16 protein-coding genes and 1 pseudogene are annotated in these 14010 nt (G+C 58.5%); 6 read left to right on the top strand and 11 right to left on the bottom strand.

Annotated elements, in window-relative coordinates:
* Positions 1-73: 73 nt before the first annotated feature.
* Entirely contained in the window at positions 74-850 is a 777-nt protein-coding gene (locus NLY36_RS20195) for an OmpA family protein (protein WP_023699174.1), read from the top strand.
* 302 nt (positions 851-1152) lie between these two features.
* On the opposite strand, the gene NLY36_RS20190 is transcribed toward NLY36_RS20195, so the two are convergent.
* Both NLY36_RS20190 and NLY36_RS20185 read right to left on the bottom strand, forming a co-directional pair.
* The gene (locus tag NLY36_RS20190; protein WP_023699176.1) at positions 1153-1662 is read right to left on the bottom strand and encodes a M20/M25/M40 family metallo-hydrolase; all 510 of its coding nucleotides are present in this window, start codon (positions 1660-1662) and stop codon (positions 1153-1155) included.
* Between the two features lie 468 nt (positions 1663-2130).
* Positions 2131-2376 (bottom strand): hypothetical protein, encoded by a 246-nt coding sequence (locus tag NLY36_RS20185; protein ID WP_023711241.1) that lies wholly within the window; start codon positions 2374-2376, stop codon positions 2131-2133.
* A 930-nt stretch (positions 2377-3306) separates the two neighbouring features.
* On the opposite strand from NLY36_RS20185, the gene NLY36_RS20180 reads away from it, so the two are divergent.
* Positions 3307-3744, top strand: a complete 438-nt coding sequence (locus NLY36_RS20180) for a hypothetical protein (RefSeq protein ID WP_286461330.1) — start codon at positions 3307-3309, stop codon at positions 3742-3744.
* 501 nt (positions 3745-4245) lie between these two features.
* Positions 4246-4608, top strand: coding sequence for a nuclear transport factor 2 family protein (locus tag NLY36_RS20175; protein ID WP_023728174.1), 363 nt, complete (start codon positions 4246-4248; stop codon positions 4606-4608).
* A gap of 67 nt (positions 4609-4675) precedes the next feature.
* On the opposite strand, the gene NLY36_RS20170 is transcribed toward NLY36_RS20175, so the two are convergent.
* A complete protein-coding gene (locus tag NLY36_RS20170) occupies positions 4676-4897 on the bottom strand; it encodes a DUF3072 domain-containing protein (protein ID WP_023713780.1) in 222 nt (73 codons plus the stop codon).
* A gap of 230 nt (positions 4898-5127) precedes the next feature.
* On the opposite strand from NLY36_RS20170, the gene NLY36_RS20165 reads away from it, so the two are divergent.
* Positions 5128-6045 (top strand): NADP-dependent oxidoreductase, encoded by a 918-nt coding sequence (locus NLY36_RS20165; protein WP_023711237.1) that lies wholly within the window; start codon positions 5128-5130, stop codon positions 6043-6045.
* Between the two features lie 173 nt (positions 6046-6218).
* On the opposite strand, the gene NLY36_RS20160 is transcribed toward NLY36_RS20165, so the two are convergent.
* Positions 6219-6551, bottom strand: coding sequence for a VOC family protein (locus NLY36_RS20160; RefSeq protein WP_245265712.1), 333 nt, complete (start codon positions 6549-6551; stop codon positions 6219-6221).
* Between the two features lie 376 nt (positions 6552-6927).
* Here NLY36_RS20160 and NLY36_RS20155 point away from each other — a divergent pair, with 376 nt between their 5' ends.
* Together NLY36_RS20155 and NLY36_RS20150 are read left to right on the top strand one after the other, a co-directional pair.
* On the top strand, positions 6928-7170 hold the full coding sequence (locus NLY36_RS20155) for a DUF982 domain-containing protein (RefSeq protein ID WP_023711235.1): 243 nt from the start codon (positions 6928-6930) through the stop codon (positions 7168-7170).
* A gap of 168 nt (positions 7171-7338) precedes the next feature.
* Positions 7339-7623, top strand: a complete 285-nt coding sequence (locus tag NLY36_RS20150; protein ID WP_023737203.1) for a PilZ domain-containing protein — start codon at positions 7339-7341, stop codon at positions 7621-7623.
* Positions 7624-8025: 402 nt separating this feature from the next.
* On the opposite strand, the gene NLY36_RS20145 is transcribed toward NLY36_RS20150, so the two are convergent.
* The 7 genes and pseudogenes from NLY36_RS20145 to NLY36_RS31570 all read right to left on the bottom strand — a co-directional run bounded on the left by NLY36_RS20145 (position 8026) and on the right by NLY36_RS31570 (position 13797).
* Positions 8026-8772, bottom strand: a complete 747-nt coding sequence (locus NLY36_RS20145) for a Crp/Fnr family transcriptional regulator (protein WP_023699338.1) — start codon at positions 8770-8772, stop codon at positions 8026-8028.
* Between the two features lie 1321 nt (positions 8773-10093).
* Positions 10094-10579 carry a hypothetical protein gene (locus NLY36_RS20135; RefSeq protein ID WP_023713138.1) on the bottom strand — a complete coding sequence of 162 codons (486 nt, stop codon included), beginning with the start codon at positions 10577-10579 and terminating at the stop codon, positions 10094-10096.
* Between the two features lies 1 nt (position 10580).
* On the bottom strand, positions 10581-10946 hold the full coding sequence (locus NLY36_RS20130; protein WP_050591519.1) for a DUF3768 domain-containing protein: 366 nt from the start codon (positions 10944-10946) through the stop codon (positions 10581-10583).
* Positions 10947-11046: 100 nt separating this feature from the next.
* A complete protein-coding gene (locus tag NLY36_RS20125; protein WP_023736108.1) occupies positions 11047-11655 on the bottom strand; it encodes a hypothetical protein in 609 nt (202 codons plus the stop codon).
* Positions 11656-11930: 275 nt separating this feature from the next.
* Positions 11931-12482 (bottom strand): hypothetical protein, encoded by a 552-nt coding sequence (locus tag NLY36_RS20120; RefSeq protein ID WP_023699343.1) that lies wholly within the window; start codon positions 12480-12482, stop codon positions 11931-11933.
* A 266-nt stretch (positions 12483-12748) separates the two neighbouring features.
* The gene (locus NLY36_RS20115; RefSeq protein ID WP_245260267.1) at positions 12749-13003 is read right to left on the bottom strand and encodes a DNA cytosine methyltransferase; all 255 of its coding nucleotides are present in this window, start codon (positions 13001-13003) and stop codon (positions 12749-12751) included.
* Positions 12903-13797, bottom strand: a pseudogene (locus NLY36_RS31570) (DNA cytosine methyltransferase). The gene NLY36_RS20115 and the pseudogene NLY36_RS31570 overlap by 101 nt, the downstream one beginning before the upstream one ends.
* Between the last annotated feature and the right edge of the window lie 213 nt (positions 13798-14010).

Below are 14010 nucleotides of genomic sequence, written 5' to 3'. Positions count from 1 at the left end.
GTCGGGACGCGGTCGCGCCTTGTCGACGTTTAAGTGCGGTAGTAGATTAAGTCCGCGTGGAGGCGCCAAGACAATGAAGAAATCGCTGGGCCTTGTTCTGGCATTTATTGTCATTACCGGATGCGCAATGTCTTTCGGCGCGGCCGCCCAGGAACGCGACGTGGGGTCTAAATGCACGCAGTGGAATGCACATCGCGTCCTCTTCAAAAAAGGTGACGGCAAGATATCCGAGGAATCCGCGAAGGCCCTTGCGGCTTTCGTCAAGGATGCTGGGCACGATTGCGGCTACCGCCTCTACGCAACGGCGAGCAAGGAAGGCAACTACAAAAAAGCCTACGACATCGCTGGTCTCAGGCTCGATGCAACCGGCGATTTTCTCAAGGCGCAAGGCGTCAAGCCCGAAATGGTGCTGGTGCTTTCGCATTGGGTTGACGACGGCGCCGCCGACACCAATACGGCGCGGAGCGCGATACTGTACACGCTGCCAAAGCAAGGCATATCTTGCCGGCAATATGAGAAGCGCAGCCCTGTGCAGGTCGACCTGTTTTTCTATAGCCAGTCCTATGTGATCTCACCGAGGGTCAAGGCCGACCTCGAGAAGTTCGCCGCCAGCATCCGCAACTCACGTTGCAATGTCGAACTGACGGCTCTCGCGGCTACGGAATTCACCGGCGCCGACGCTGCAAAGACAAACAAGGAACTGGCCAAGCAGCGCCTGAAGGCGGTCGAGGATATCTTAACCGCAGCCGGGATCGAAAGCGATCGTCTGGTAGACACGAAAGTGGAGTACGTTGGCGACCAGAAGCCGAACGGCGTTCGCAATCGTCTGGCGACCGCATCCCTGATGTAAGCTTGCCAGATTAGCTGACCCGCGACGGACCCGCAACGATGTGGGCTACGGCGCACCACACCCGACGCTGGACGGCTGGAAGGCCCTCCTCGACCAGTTACTCGCGATCGGCACGGGCAAGGTCTATGTCGGGCGTGGGGATTTCCTGCGGGTGGCCGAGGCGGCCCAGCAGATCGCCTATGTCGACAAGCCGACGAGATCGTCACCGCCTGCATCACCCGCGGCGTCAATGACGCCCCGGGGGTCTGGTGGGCTTTTCTGCTGGGTCAGGTGTTGAATGTGGGTCGATCGTACGTCCGCGATCAATCCGCCGCCGCTCGGCATCCTTGACCACCCGCTGCAGCCCGCCGACGTCGCGAAGTGATTGACGGGCACCAGGAACTCCTACGGGTTGCCTCTTCACGCCTGTGCCACCGTCGCCCCCAAGAGGCGGCGACGGTGGCCGCTTGCAGCAGAACCCGCGCGCCGGTAACCGCGTAGGCAGGCTCCACATATTCCGCCTCGTTGTGGCTCAGCCCGTCACGGCACGGCACAAAGATCATCACGGCAGGCGCCACCCGGGCGAGGAACAGCGCGTCATGGAATGCACCCGAGATCATCTGTTTGTGCGGCAGCTGTAGGGTATTGGCGGCCTCCTCGACGGTTTTGACCATATCGGCAGAGAATGCCTCCCCCGGCATGTCGAACGACCGACTGATCGTTACCGTGCAATGCTGAGCTTCTGCCTCCGCCGCGCACACCTGGCGCAGTTCTGCTTCGATGGCATCGAGCCGCTCTACCCGCGGATGCCTGATATCGACGGCGAAGACCACAGACTGCGGTATGGCGTTGATCGATCCCGGCTGGGCGGGAGCGGAACCTCTTTCCAGCCTTGGCCCGGCTGTCTGTGCACCCTGATGTTGGGCAGCCGGGCCGACGCCCTTCTGAATTCAATTATCGCCGGCGTCGCGGCTAACAGACGAAACCGTTGCTAGCCTGGTTCATCCCTGCCTTGGTGATCTCGCCTTTACAAATTCCAATCCTGGACGCTAAGCCAGCAGCGGCCACTCGCTGCTCTCCAATCAACAAGCCTCAAACATCAGGTCGCGGTTATATGCAAAAAAGCCGGCCACCTTTCAGCAGCCGGCCAGTGCAAACAAGGAAGGGAACGTTGCACTGATGGGGCAGTGCACCGTCCGAAGCGTTTCCAAGCGACAATGTTCCACCGACGAGAGAACAAAGAAGGCTTCACCGCCAGCGCACATTCCCGTTAGCCGCGCTGTGTTGCCGTCGCCTAGTGTCTAAAGGCCTTTAACCAGCCACGGATCGGTGTCGTATCCGAGGCGCGGCTTTTCCGGCATTCCACCGGCCGGCAATTTGGCGGTTCCGGTCGGCCTGCAGTCCAGTTCGAGCACCTGCTTCTTGGCAGAGTGCTTCGTAGAGCAAAGGTCCGTGGCGTCACTCACCACCACCTTCTTCTCCTTGGCCTCAGCGACACCAGTCCCAGCGATCACGATCGCCGCGCAAAACACAGCTACTCTCATCATACTCCCCACCGTTGCTCCTCCCCAAAAAGGCTGAGCATGACGTTACGGCACATTTAAATTAGCGCAAGCGAATATTAGCTTGGCTAGTCCCCTTCACATCGGCTCTGGTCGCCTCCCCCTTGCTGCTGCGCCTTGCGAAACCGGGAGCGCGATATGGTAGGATGGGCGCATGCCTGCTCATGATCGGAGGGCCGATGTTCATGACTTGAGCTCGACATGGCAGAGGGCTGCAACCGTCAACTTTCCCAAGTCGTCGTGGCGATGAACGATCGCGTCGAGGATCGCTTACTCGTTTACTAGGTTCCGCTGGTCTAGCTCTACGCGATCACACCATAACCACGTGATGACAAATCAGCCATGTGTGTGGCGCGGCGGGCCTGTTCCGCTTGTGGCCGGCGCCTACCCACCTGGGTTCCCCAACCATGGCGTCGGCCATTTTCGTTCTCTCAGCTATTATAGGCCTTTGCTATCGGCCTATGTGTCGGCCTTGGATGGCGAGATCGCGGTTAGATCACCTCGTTCGTTTGGATGTTTCGCTGGCGTTGGCAGGAGGCGCATATGTTCGCCAGCCGGCGGATTCCACACCGCCCCACCGGTCAGGCCCAGCGCGCCCGCTGCAAAGTCCCCGCAGACGGCTGCTGGGCCGCTGGCGGGCAGCGGCTACTTGCTGACGATCCAACCCATCAAACCTTGGGACTAAACATCTAGGCCTCGGAATGCAGAGCGGAGAACGTCGGCTTGAAACGCGGAGACGGCAACAGTAGACGGGTCGGCATCTTCCCAGCCTCGCGCCACGTCATCGCGATGACGTTGACGAAGGCGCTCGCGTGAGGCTCGGATGGCCCTGCGCGATTGATCCATCTCCCGGCTAAATGTGGCGGATTCCGCCATGGACTTCTTGCGCATCAGCAAGGTGGCCGTAGTGGCCGCTTGAGCGATATCTATGAGCTTTGCAACCATCGCAGCCTCCCTCAAAGCAATGGTAAACGCCACATTAATAAGCCCGCCGAAACTCTCTCTGCAATGAAAAGAGTTGTACGATTTTTACGAATTCCCGCACCTTCAGTGATGCCGGACCTCTGCTATCCTCGCTCTTGTTCTGTCATCGCAATGAAGGACGACATCTTCGAGCAGCCGTCGCACACCTGTTGCATGAAAAAAGCTGTAGGCGTTTATAGGTGCCCGGGGAATCCGCCGTTTGTTTGCGTTGTGGAGCGGGACAAAGCAAGTTTCCTCACTCAGGCTGCCTACCGTGAAGCGGGGCACAAGCCCGACTTCCACGCGTTGCCGTGGGAAGCTGAACACAGGGCCGTCAAAGAAAGGCAGGTGAACGGGACGGCGCTCGCTGAACGGGACGGCGCTCGCTGAACGCGCCGGCTGCCTTCACGTTCACAACCGGCGCGCCGCTGGTGCGGCTTCTCAGGCGCGCTCCATCGCAGAAGGGAAGGCATCAGCTGCAGCACTGCTGGCCTTTTCCCACACGAAGGCTTGCGCGCATCGCTCTCCCACGGTGTCGGTAAAGTTGTTTACTCGACCGACAAGAGAGTTGGTTTTTCAAACTCCGGACGCTTGCGTTCCGATCAAAGCAGCCGCAACACACGGCCCTCGTTGTTGAACAGAACGAGCGGTTGAAATGGTGAAGTCGCGTCTACCCATTGGGCGGCGACTCGTTTCGGAAGTAGGGAACTTGCGACACACCTCAACTCGACCTGATCTTCTGGCGGCCTTTGGCGCGAGGCGTCGTCCGAAGTAACCGCGAAAGCAACAAAGGAAACGGACCCAACTGGTCCGAAAAACCGTTTGCCTGTTGTCAGCAAGGATCGGTCCCTCCATGCTCTGACCGCTGCAAACAGGCGTGGAGAAGCCTCGATGTCACAGACCGATGAAAGTCTTATTACCGCTACCATCGAAGGTTACGTTTTGGCCATGTCCACCGGTGCCGAAGAAGGGCTGCGGGCAGCCTTCCACCCACGCGCATCAATCATCGGTAACTTCCAGGGCGCGGTCGAATGGCTGAGTGTCGATGCCTATGTCGGCGAGGTGATGGGTGCGGGCTTGCCGCCGAACACCAGCCCCAACTGGACAGTCGCATCGCTCGACATTACGGGCGATGCAGCCACTGTGAAGGTTGAGGACGAATTTGGAACCACAAGGTTCACCGACTATCTTTCCCTGCTCAAGATCGCAGGAGAATGGAAGATCGTTAGCAAACTCTACCACCTTCACCATTAGGACCGTCCAGATCACAGGCCAAATACCGCTAAGCTGGCGATCTCCTGTCGTAGGTCTCCCAGCGCCTTTAGAGCTTGAGCTCACTCCTTAGCGCGTCGATTCGCTTCGAGGCCTCGGCTTTGCTTAGATCTTCAGCGTAGCTTCTGTCGTCGCCCGCCTGCTCACATAATGTTTTCAAGTAGGAAGCTTGCGACGGAGTCATTGGCTCGTCACCAGTCGTCCATTCGTCAGGATCCTTGCTGATAGTTTCGCTTTTGGCTCGGGGTGAAGTTTGCATGACGCTCTCCATGTTGGGAACGGCACAACGTGTTTGATCTGCTTTTGTTCCACATGCTTGAAGTGTGTGAGATTGCGAGGGCATAGGTGTTCACGACTGCAAGTTTACCCGTGCTGGAACAATCCGACGAGATTGCTTAGCTTCCGCTCGCGGTCGCCAACGATGAGCCGACGCCAACTCTGCGCGACGTCGAAAGACCCTCCGCGCCCGCAATTTACCCCAACGGTGAGGAGACAATCCCCATGAAAGCAATCGTAGCGACGGACCGGACTGCAGGAACGGCCGGGATGAAGTTGGTGGAACTGCCCGAGCCTCAGGCGGCAATTAACGACGTGGTCGTACAGGTTCATGCGGCAGGATTCGTCAACACCGAACTGGAGTGGCCCTCGACGTGGGCCGACCGAGCCTTCCGTGACAGGACCTCTTCGATCCTCGGCCACGAGCTGGCTGGTGTGGTCACTGCGCTCGGCTACGGCACCACGGGGCTTTCAATCGGTCAGCGAGTGTTCGGCCTCGCCGACTGGCATCGCGACGGCACCCTCGCCGAGTATGTTGCCATGGAGGCACGCAATCTCGCGCCACTGCCCGGCGACGTCGACTTCACGGTGGGCGCGAGCCTGCCGATCTCCGGCCTGACCGCCTGGCAGGGGCTGTTCCAGCACGGCCGCCTTCAGGCGGGGCAGAGCGTTCTCGCGCATGGCGCTGCCGGTGCCGTCGGTTCGATGGTGGCGCAGCTTGCAAGGGAGGCCGGAGCCTATGTCATCGGCACCGGACGCGCCGCCGACTGCCAGAAGGCGCTCGACTTCGGTGCAAATGAATTCGTCGACCTCGGAAATGACACGCTGGAAGACGTCGGCGGTGTCGATCTGGTGTTCGATGTCATTGGCGGCGACATCCAGAAGCGGTCCGCAACGCTGGTCCGGGCCGGAGGAACGCTTGTGACAGCCGTCGGACCAACGGATATTCGACCTGCAGACGGCCTGGCGATTGACTTTGTCGTCGAGGCTGATCGAGCCCAGCTTTCTGAGATAGTTCAACGAATCCGGGATGGACGACTGCGGACGAACATCGGCAAAGTCTCGAGCCTGGACGATGCCGTCGCCACCTTCAACTCGACCAAGCGACGCACGGGAAAGACGGTTATCCGCGTTCGTCCGTGAGAACTTGGGAGAGGAGGCGAGTCCTCTCTCCTTAAGGTCGCGTCAGGCAGCTGACACGGTGAGGTGCAAATCAGCGCCTGTCGCGGAATGTAGCCATTGTAGGCAGGCGAGGAATTCGCGTCGTCCATCGTAACCCAATGAGCTGGTTTGCCAAACAGGGGAGTCGAAATCCTTCATGTGTTGTAAGGCCGCGATGGGGGCTCTGCAAGAGTGATACGATTGCCGTCAGGGTCTGCGATCTGGGCAATCTTCCCGTAGTCACCCTCCGATTCACCTGTGAGCGTCACGCCACTTTCTTCAAGCGACCTTCGGGCTTTGTCCATTTTGGGGACCACAATAGTCAGTCTGCCGGACCCAGCATTTTCCTTATCCTGGAAGATTTGCAAGTTGGCGCCTGCGATGTTGCGCCATTGGATCAACCCGTCCATGGGGCGATCATCAGGCCTCCGCTCGAATAGCCGGGTATAGAACTCCTCCGCTTTGTCCATCCTTGCTGTGGCGAGCACGGCGTAAAATCCTTGGATTTGCATTCACATGCCTCGAGCAAATGCGGTGTTTGCGGGAACCTGCTTTGTACGTTTCCGACTCTTGCCTTTTTCGGAAAGTGACCCACAGAATAGCTGATGAGGTTCTATCTCTCTGGGAGGATGGGATGGACATTCAAGCACCTGTTCGGCCTACGCAGCAAACGGCCAAGGAGCTGGTCCGCGAGGTCCTGTTGGGCTCACAACCCGGCAACATACTTCCGTCAAGGCGACCATTGCAGCGGTGCCCGAGCGCCGGCCGCGATCTTCTCGAAACTGACTGCCAGTTAGTCGAAATGATCGTCGATTCAGCCTCCGTTTGGGGACTGTTCATCGCCTTCAACGCTCGAGAAGCGTGATGCCCCACCGTTGGTTCAACCCTCCAGTTTATGTGAAGACCGAGCGCCCGGGGCTTCGCCTTGGTGTCAACCGGGTTGATGCCGCCGCTGAGGAGCTCCTAAAATGGTCCAATCGTGGCCCCAAGTGGCGGCTGGCGGCCGAGGCTTGCCTATCTGCGATGGATGGCAAAATGCTGGGTAACGACTTCCGGCTGCTGTTCGAGGCCGCGGCCGATGAAGAGGAAATGCTGCTGCCGGATTAACAACGCTATACGCAACGGGACCACTCGGGTCTGTTTTCGCGTTGGCGGCCGGCGAATTCACCAGCGCAACGGGCATCTATGCCGTCCGGCTACCGAGCGACGCCCCAGATGGACAGTTGTTCGCCGGTGGGCTTACCATAGGGCCGGGGGGTGACCGATGGAGGTCACATGGTTGATGAAGAGCATCGCCGCGAACGGAGGCAGCGGGTGCTTAAAGGCGCCTCAATCATCAGCGGAATTACAAACTCCGAGATCAGTTGCACCATTCGGAACCAAAACAGTGGCGGAGCTGAGCTCAAAGTCCCGGTGGAAGCGCGTGTCCCTGAGCGGTTTGTGCTTTACGTGCCGACCGACGGCGTTGCCTACCAAGCAGTCCTGCGGTGGCGCAGGAACGACCGAATTGGGGTTCAATTTACAGGAACGTTGCCGAAGCCGCGTCTCCACTATGGCTAAGCAGCGCCGGTGCATTGGCTTTGCGAAATTTGGACACTATCCGGCGCTCCGCACGTGTTTCAGGGCAGTCGTACTTTAGAGGTTACCCTAGGGAACCCTCGCCTCAGGTCGACACGGCCAGAAGGCTGAAGATGCCGGGAATATTCCTCGTCCAGATAGTTAGCCAGACGCCCACGCGCTGCGGGGGTATTACCCAGTGAAGACGTCAAACAACGTCCAGCTTTCGGCGGGTTCAAGTCGTAGCTTTGGGAAGCCATGCCGTCGCTAGGTAAGTCTGCGGTCCAGTTCTCAAGCAGTGATCGACATTCGACATTCCTGTTGGAGGAGTGCGGGTTCTACAGCAGATTCGGTTTCAAGGATCGCGAGGGGTTGGCTTAATGCATCATGAGCGACCCAGCATTCTCAGAAACCGGCACCCGTCTGCGCAGCCCTATGATGCAGATAGGTAGAGTCAAAATCTGCGGCGCGAACGAGCCCTGCCCAGTCGGGCGCATGAAAACGCGAGCCAAGGGTAGATATCAGACCGTCGCGTCGAAGGTCCTGAAGCACTCGGTTCACGTGCACGGAGGAGAGGCCAAGTGCGTCGCCAAGTGCAGCCTGCGTTATGGGGAGATAGGCCACATGATCTTCAATGCGACCGACCGAGCGAAGGCGGACAATAAGTTCGCAAAGAATGTGAGCCATACGAGAGTAGGCGTCGCGCCTTCCGACGTTGGTGACCCACTCTCGATAGATCGCCGCATCGATCACAGTGGAGCGCCAAAACACTCTCGTTATCGAAGAGTGCTGGTCGCAAATGGCGCGAAGATCGTCGTGCCGCATGAAGCCCACTCGAGAGGGCATCAGAGGGGTGAACGTGCAATCCATGACCGACAAATGCAAACCATGCAGGTCGGGAATGTCGCCCGGAACAAAAAAGGAGGATATCTGACGCTTGCCCTCCCCGGTTAGTTTGGTCGACCCTATCAAGCCGTCAAGAACGACGAAGGAAAGGCTCGGCTTCTCGCCCTCGCGCAAAATGTCTTCATTGGGCTGATATTCCTTCTCCTGAATCGAAATGTTCCCCAGAATGCCAATATCTGATTGTGCGAGTTCCGAGATGGTCTGGAGCTTGCGGATCAAGATGTTTGAAGAAGGAGCCTGTGCCATCAAGAACCCGTTCGGGTAGCCCACCAATTTGCTGTGGGCGCTAATTTCGATGGCGGTTGGGCTGGCGACGTTAGATCGTGCTTGATCCCTTTGGCTTCCCGCATCAGAGAGGACCAATTCCCTCCCAGCAGCGCTATCAACTCCAAGGCTTGCGCCTCCGTTATGTTGGTCTCGTCGATAAGCCTTTGGACAAGGCGACGCTCGGGCTCAGACATCATGCCGCCTAGGATCCTAACCGCTCAGAGACCCCTTCCTAACTATAACATTTGATATAAGTTCCGACCTAAGTGGCTGTTTTTGTGAGGGGCCATAGCGTTCGAAGCCGCGCACTCCGGATCACAGCCTGCTATCCCCCAGATCAACATATGTTATTATGCGAGGAACATTCGAGGCCTCGCCGTTGAATTGCTGAGGAATTACTCACGGGGGGCAGGCTTGCAATGCCGTCGGGTTCCGTCTTGATCGTGGAGGATGAGAGCATGATCCTCTTAGACGTCGAGAACTCTCTCCGCCAGGCCGGGTTCGAGGTGATCGCCGTCTTAAAGGGCCATTGTGACTTTTGATCGTGAGCCGGAGCGAGTTGCGGCTCTGCTGACAGATATCAGACTTGGAGACGGCCCGACCGGGTGGGATGTGGGCCGGCACCTCCGAGGCGCCAATCCTACTATGCCAGTGATATACATGAGCGGCGATGGTGCGGACGATTGGCCGTCTGGAGTGCCCAACAGCCTGATGATCACCAAGCCGTTTGTTATGCCGCAGATCATTACCGGGCTGGCAACTCTCCTCAATACACAGGGAGTGTACCAACTCCCAGCCTCAGAATAGCTGCGGTTGATAGCTGCCATGTGTATATAGGGAAGTCAGGGGGGCCTCTGCTATCCGCCATCATTTGCGGGCAAGTCTCCCAGAAGCTGGCTTAACGGACCAACCAAGGGACTGGGTAGCCTACTTGATTGAAGGATCTCAACGCTTGGGAATTTTGCAGCGACAGGTGGCGGCTCGCGCGGTGTCGGCGACTAAACCGGTGGGCTTTTGCTGATACTTACAAAGCGCGAGGCCACCTTTGGTCGAGGCATTGGGCCGCCAGCGCGTCGGCGCGTGCTGGCGGCCCGTATGCGGCCTCAAAAACACCCATCGAGGCGTCGACCGGGGGGTCGAGTTCGGCCATTTTTGGCCTTTGCAATGCAGGCGTGTATTGCAGCGCCAAAGCACAACCTTTGATCAGCCGCCTGTAATCAGCAGTACGTAAGTGGGCTCGAGAACGGTAAGTGTAACCCCACTATTCAAATGCTGTTCCAGATCGCAAAAGCGCTTGGCGTCAGCCATGTTGACCTCGTAATGCCGACTGAGCAGCAGGGTCAATCGTACGATCAGCCTGCCGACTCATCGACCTGAGGATCGCTTTGACCAGCTCCGGCTCCGGCTCGTCGCCTTCGAATATTCCGAGCAGGTAGGTCGCCTTGTCGTGGCGCTCGGCATCGTTTGCAGCCGGGTACGCGCAAAGGGCCAGCAGAAACTCTCTTTCTACATCGCTCGCCGAATCCAAACGGTCGAATTCATCGCGCGTGATGGGGCGACCCGCCACGACAGCATCGGCTTGGCGAGCAATTTGCCGAAGCTCCGAGTAGGCGGCGCAGTGCGAGCAGATCGCCTTCACCAGCGCAGGCGATACGTCCTGACAGTGAGGGGCAGCCGCACAGCCATGATATTCCGCAGCCCCGCCCACCGAGGGCGTCGCATGGTCGACAAATGCAAACGGCAAGGCGCCTAACAGAGCTCGCCGGGAAATCCCACGAACAAGCATCTCAGTACTCCTCGCCCAGCATGATTGTGAGTACGCGGGTCGTGATAGCTGGCTCGGCTGGGTCGTCTGAGGCGAAGGTCATCGACTGGTCGTAGTAGTCGATCTTCCAGATTACTGTCCTACCGTCGATTTCCAGCACAGCGCAGTCGTGCTCGCCGTGAGGGTCATTGTCGTCATTGAAGGCGTCGAAGGCAGCAACCGCCGCGACTGTGTCGGTAATGTCGGCAGCACTCAGGGCCGCGATTCCGGCCGTCATCACAATCCGTCCGCCTTGTGCGGTGGTGCGCAGGCAATCATTCAGCTGCGCGATGCGTTGCTGCCTACTTCCAAGCGGGCACGTCTCACCAAAGCTGCATTGCAAACTCATGTGCGAATCCTTCTCATCATGGCCCTTGTCGGGACCATTTTTTCTGCTGTGAGTTTTGGGAACGGTGGGCGGCGGCCTTTGGCCACACGCCCAGCTTGGGTCAGTCGGTATGTTCGGGATGCAACAGCGCGATATGGATCAGCTTGCGCGTGAACACTGGAACGTCGAGCCAATCGCGCCAGCGCAGGCTGTAGACGCCGTCAGGGCTGATCCTTACCACCTGTGCCTCGAACCACCCTTGGTAGGCGCCTTCCGTGGCCAAGACCAAGCTTCCCACTTCTATCTTCGCCCAATCGGTCGGCCGCGATGGTTCGGGACGTTTCGGCCCGCTCTCCTGGGTTCCGGTGCTGGATGCCTTTTTGCCGGGCTTCAGTTTCTCTGCAGAAGGCTTGGCGGCTCTGATCGGCCACTTGTAGGTACTTGGCAGGTGGGTCGCGATTTTGTCGAATGTCGCAGCCTTCACAAAGGGCACGAAAGCCTTACCGCTGGCAAACACCCTGCCCTGTGGGAGCTTACCCGCCAGATCGCGCAGCTCGTCGGTTGAGGCCCTAAGTGCCGCCATGCCCATCATACCCGCCGCCTTTTCGGCAACGTCGGTTTCGTCCTCGCCAAACCAGGAGGCGTGGGCTTTGCCGCCGTCATCGAGTCCTAGGACGATTAACGCTGGCGAGGCGGTTGCAGTACCGGCAGAAACAGCTGCGTTGGTCATTGAGGGTCTCCCAAAGAAAAGGGCCCCGAGATGGGGCCCTTGGTTGTGTTTTCAGATGATGAACAGTGGTGTCGGCGCCAAGCCGGAGGCGGTAATTGTCGGGCTCGACGCCCTGTGGCGATAGTGTTCAAAAACCCACCTTTTCAGCTGCCTCGGTACCAAAATCGGTCTTCCGAACCCGGCTCAGTATAGCGAGCCAATAGGCAACTGTCAAGAATTATGTTAATTAAATCAACATCTTAGCGTCGACACCCTAAAGGTGGATACGCGTAGTTTCAGTTCAGTGATCGGCGTTGTGCCCGATCTGATGAGCTTTTAACGCGCAATGCTGGGACACTTGCCCGACGATCAGTGATCCACCTGTAAACCACTTGCATGTCCTCTTCGGGCGTCGCTCTTAGTGTAACGTCGATTTTGATGCCCATCCCATGAAGCGATGGCAAACTCTCTATCTTGGTTTGACTCTTCGATTTCCTGAACCTCAAGTGCTTCAGCAGAACGGACCCCTCGGTAAGATGATCAATGAATGTCTCAAGCGAGACGCTGAACTCGCATCTCGCCACCGCCATTATCAGGCAGGAGATCATTTCGACGGTGTGCTGATTGCAACGCATCGTCTCCGGCTTGGCTGACGCCTCGCGAAGCCACCTCGATACGGCGTCCTCATAAAAGTCATCGTTTCGCATGTCTCCGAACTCGATGAACATCGCGATCAGGCCCTTGTAGAGTTCCACTATGCCGACAGGGACGTCTGCCAACGGCTCTCTCAACAGAATGTCGTCCGCGAGCCACATCACCAGCTCGGCGCTTTTTGTGATTATCTTCACTCTATGTTCCTTTCTTTAGGTGTGACGGATTGTAGACCGTTCATCGCGTTCCAAGGCTGGCGCAAAAATAGACCCGCAGAAGAATTGGTATTCGCTGGATGCGGGACATAGCGTTGGCGCCCGATTTGCCGTTACCGGTTATCCGATGGGTGGAGGCACCCGCTAAGACCACCAAACGCTGGGAAAAAAAGCCTCTACCGGCGACGCTAAGGTCGAAGCCGCGTCAAAGGCCGGCGGTTCTACAGGACGCGGCTGACTGCATTGCGTTAGATGAGAACAGCGAAGGTTGTTGAGGGGCCGTTATCTGCTGCCCTGAGCGCCGTGCGGATGCTCTTCGCCATGGCCTGCGCCAGCTGCGGAGGCAAGGCGTTGCCTACTTGGCGATAGGCGGCAGTCTTGCCACCGCTGAACTTCCAGCCATCAGGAAAGCCTTGCAGGCGGGCAACCATGGCGACGGTCAGGCGAGGGAAGCCGACAAAGCCACGCTCTGGTGCGGCATCGGCAACGGACTTGCCGTTCACGCCGAGCTTTTCCCACGCCTGCCGAGTGCGCGTAGGGCCAAGGTCCGGTCCACCGTGCTTCTTTGAGCCACCGACGATGGTGGGAGCCGGGCCGGTAGCGTTCGACCGCCAAGCCTTGGCATCGGCCCAACCATATTGGAGGTTTGGCAGCAGGCTCTGGCCATGCAAAGGCCGATGAATACCGCCTCAGCATTGCCACGATGAACACTCTCTGCCGGGCCTGCGGCACCCCGAAGTCAGCAGCATTGAACAGGCGCCAGTCGACCGCGTAGCCGAGCAGGCCGAGCTGGTTCCGCAATTGCTCGCGATATGTTTCGAAGCGAGGCGCCAAGAACCCCGACATTCTCGATCATGATGGCTTTGGGTCGCATCTCTCCGATCAGGCGCAAGGCGTCGGGGAACATGTTGCGCTCGTCGAGCTCTCCTTCCTGCTTGCCCGCGACGGTGAACGGCAGGCAGGGCAGACCGGCTGCAAGCAAGTCGACCTTGTCCAGGTAGCGGCGACCGTCGAACTTGGCGATGTCGCAGTGAAATACATCCCAAAGCGGCCGGTTTGCCCACAACGTCGAACAGCAGGCAGCATCGAATTCCACCAACGCCAGATGGTCGAAACCCGCGCGGGCGACGCCGATGGCTTGCCCGCCAGCTCCTGCACACAGTTCGATTGTAGTGGGATTGCAGGGGCCGACAGGGCGAACAGCCTTATCTGCTCTCCTGTTTGAACTGCCCTTGGCAATCGGCTGGCGCACGGCGAGCGCATGGCTCCGCCGGGACGCTGAAGCATCCTTTTTCATAAGTTCTCTCCGGGAAGGTTGGGTTACGCGAGGGGCTTGTTGCCGCCTCGCTTCAGCCCTTTACGCGCCATCATCCGAGGGATCGGGCGGCGGCATCCTCCGCGAAGAGAAGTCCAGTTGTGAATAGTGCATTGGGTAAGGGTGCCGGATAGAACGGCTACCTGCGTCTAGTGCGACGTGAAAGCCAGCCCTGGATGCTGGCAGCATCCAGGG

The organism is Mesorhizobium sp. C399B, from assembly GCF_030323185.1.
GTDB lineage: Bacteria > Pseudomonadota > Alphaproteobacteria > Rhizobiales > Rhizobiaceae > Mesorhizobium.
This window is presented reverse-complemented; position numbering and strand designations above follow the sequence as displayed.

Excerpts from the sequence above, each read along its gene's own strand:
- NLY36_RS20135 (WP_023713138.1), bottom strand. The coding sequence starts at position 10,579 with ATGCTTGTTCGTGGGATTTCCCGGCGAGCTCTGTTAGGCGCCTTGCCG.
- NLY36_RS20175 (WP_023728174.1), top strand. The coding sequence starts at position 4,246 with ATGTCACAGACCGATGAAAGTCTTATTACCGCTACCATCGAAGGTTAC.
- NLY36_RS20125 (WP_023736108.1), bottom strand. The coding sequence starts at position 11,655 with ATGACCAACGCAGCTGTTTCTGCCGGTACTGCAACCGCCTCGCCAGCG.
- NLY36_RS20155 (WP_023711235.1), top strand. The coding sequence starts at position 6,928 with ATGCCCCACCGTTGGTTCAACCCTCCAGTTTATGTGAAGACCGAGCGC.
- NLY36_RS20130 (WP_050591519.1), bottom strand. The coding sequence starts at position 10,946 with ATGAGTTTGCAATGCAGCTTTGGTGAGACGTGCCCGCTTGGAAGTAGG.
- NLY36_RS20185 (WP_023711241.1), bottom strand. The coding sequence starts at position 2,376 with ATGATGAGAGTAGCTGTGTTTTGCGCGGCGATCGTGATCGCTGGGACT.
- NLY36_RS20145 (WP_023699338.1), bottom strand. The coding sequence starts at position 8,772 with ATGGCACAGGCTCCTTCTTCAAACATCTTGATCCGCAAGCTCCAGACC.
- NLY36_RS20170 (WP_023713780.1), bottom strand. The coding sequence starts at position 4,897 with ATGGAGAGCGTCATGCAAACTTCACCCCGAGCCAAAAGCGAAACTATC.
- NLY36_RS20165 (WP_023711237.1), top strand. The coding sequence starts at position 5,128 with ATGAAAGCAATCGTAGCGACGGACCGGACTGCAGGAACGGCCGGGATG.
- NLY36_RS20195 (WP_023699174.1), top strand. The coding sequence starts at position 74 with ATGAAGAAATCGCTGGGCCTTGTTCTGGCATTTATTGTCATTACCGGA.
- NLY36_RS20150 (WP_023737203.1), top strand. The coding sequence starts at position 7,339 with ATGGTTGATGAAGAGCATCGCCGCGAACGGAGGCAGCGGGTGCTTAAA.